Genomic DNA, 2,125 nt, shown 5'->3' with positions numbered 1-2,125 from the left:
AGAACCTGCGACAGCGACGAAGCCTAAAGCAGCTAAGCCTACAAATAATGATTTCTGCGGGTTTGGGTTTTCCGCCGGCTGCGTAGCGGCCGCGCGTTGAAAAGCAAAAAGTTATCACTCCGTGTAACTCGAAATGATAAGGCGTGGTTGTGGGGTGCTACTGAATTGACTTCTTCAGAATGGCTTCGACTATTGCATCATCAATATCGATGCAATAGTATTTCATGGTCTCTTTGATCGCAATTCGGTTCGAATCCAGTATTAAATCCAGCGGACTATTTGGAAATTTGGATAACAGATATTGACTATAGCGGACGTTGGCTTTCTTTCCAAGTGCAATCCTAATATTGGCACGCATTGACATTTGGTAATCCCAGACATCATCGATTTCTTTTAATCTGGTGTTAAGAAAATAGAATGACGTTGGAATGATCAGAGGTTCCTCACACTTTTTGAACCAAACTTTTAATGCATTATCGGTTGAACTGATGATTTCGTGATTTTCAACTTTGCTAGCTGCAATCCAAATTTGATCTCCCGTTTCTGTCTTCTTTAAAGGTGTAAATCGCAATTGACCAAAGATGAACGGGATATATTCAGTAACCCCTGCGTGAATTGGCATCCGGCGAAAACTATTCGGCGGTAAAACCCGTTGCTTTTGTTTCACTGCGTTGAAAAGCTGATTGGTCGTTTCAGGAACAGCGAATAATCCTTGTCGGCTATCGACAACGATTGTCTTGTGCTTTTTGTTGGTGAGACTGATTAACATCAGCACGGATTCCCAGTGGATGTGGTGACTCTTTTGGTGCGTGCGGATATGGTGGTGCTTGATCTGGCTAGTATCGATGGTTACCGGATGGGATCGGCGGCCCGCCGGCGTTAAATGGTCACTGAACTTCATTGTTTAATTCCCCCTAAATAATTAGGCACTAATGGCATGTATTATTTGCCTCATTAACAATACATAAAGAACGACCTGGGGTCAACTATATTAACTAACATTTTTTACTAATAGATTTATAAATATATATCGGCCATAGTGAATTGGTAGTGGTAAACTAAGATCATAAGCATTTTTTGATGCTTACGTTGTGGGGATATCATAATTTTATATATTTGGAGGAAAACAGAATAATGAAATATCCGAAATTCATGATGGTAGGATTGGCAGTAGTTACTTTTGGGGTGGCGACAGGTGCAAGTTCAACGATCTCAAATAGTAGTGTGGCATCAGCAAAGGGCCGGACGGCAAAAGTTTTGAAGTCTTCAGGAATTAAGAAAACCGCCTATAATGCTAATGGTGGGTACATATTTACAACTGCGAAGTTAACGAAGAAGGCGCATAATGCCAGCAGTTATCTAAGAACAACCTTTTACGCAACCAAGTCAGCAACTGTTCGCAAGACGAATGGCAATACTGCCGTTTATTATTATGTTAAGAACAGTAACGGACGTGTTAAAGGCTGGATCTGGAAGGGGAACCTAAGCAAGAAGCCCAGTTATACAAAACAGAAGGCAGATATTAAAGCGATGCTTCAGATTGTCAGGACAACAACCTCGGATGCTCAAAATGATCTGCTTCAAGATTTTTCAGGAATTACTCCTGCACATGCATATGATTATTTGTCACCTGTGATTAGAGATATGCAATATATTTCTGATGGCACTGGTAACATCGAATGTGTTGGTGCTGCCTATCAATTATTTGCTGGTAGATTTAATTCAACAACTAATGCAAAGTTGAGTGCCTTATATGGTGCGTATACTCAGGCTGAACAAAGCGGCGATAGGGACAACTGGAGCGATGCAGCAAATAATCTCGCTAGTCAATTGTCCGAAGCTGTGGATAATCTTTAGTGGTTATTGAAGCAATTTGCGATTTATTGTAACTTGGATATTACTTAATAGTGGTGATCGACCAGAAATGGTGATCACCATTTTATTTATTATGCATGCTTCAAAGAAAAGATGCTTAATGGTTTCTCCTAATTGAATGATTGTGGTTAATGTGAATGATTTGCAAGTCTTTTGTGGGTCATTTTTTCGCGATTACTTGAATAATCTCTGTTGGTGTCAAGGGCAGTTTAAAAATGTAGGTTTTCGGCAGAAAGAAATGTAGGTTTTC

The 2,125-nt window shown here is 40.2% G+C and carries 2 protein-coding genes; one reads left to right on the top strand and one right to left on the bottom strand.

The features are described 5' to 3' along the window. Positions 1 to 157: 157 nt before the first annotated feature. Positions 158 to 901, bottom strand: a complete 744-nt coding sequence (locus tag FD12_RS06700; protein ID WP_054749122.1) for a hypothetical protein — start codon at positions 899 to 901, stop codon at positions 158 to 160. A 233-nt stretch (positions 902 to 1,134) separates the two neighbouring features. On the opposite strand from FD12_RS06700, the gene FD12_RS06695 reads away from it, so the two are divergent. Beyond that, the gene (locus FD12_RS06695; protein ID WP_054749121.1) at positions 1,135 to 1,857 is read left to right on the top strand and encodes a hypothetical protein; all 723 of its coding nucleotides are present in this window, start codon (positions 1,135 to 1,137) and stop codon (positions 1,855 to 1,857) included. Positions 1,858 to 2,125: the final 268 nt, after the last annotated feature.

This window comes from Lentilactobacillus rapi DSM 19907 = JCM 15042, from assembly GCF_001436255.1.
Taxonomy (GTDB): domain Bacteria; phylum Bacillota; class Bacilli; order Lactobacillales; family Lactobacillaceae; genus Lentilactobacillus; species Lentilactobacillus rapi.
This window is presented reverse-complemented; position numbering and strand designations above follow the sequence as displayed.

Bases quoted from the DNA above. Each gene is read 5' to 3' on its own strand.
- FD12_RS06700 (WP_054749122.1), bottom strand. From the start codon at position 901: ATGAAGTTCAGTGACCATTTAACGCCGGCGGGCCGCCGATCCCATCCG.
- FD12_RS06695 (WP_054749121.1), top strand. From the start codon at position 1,135: ATGAAATATCCGAAATTCATGATGGTAGGATTGGCAGTAGTTACTTTT.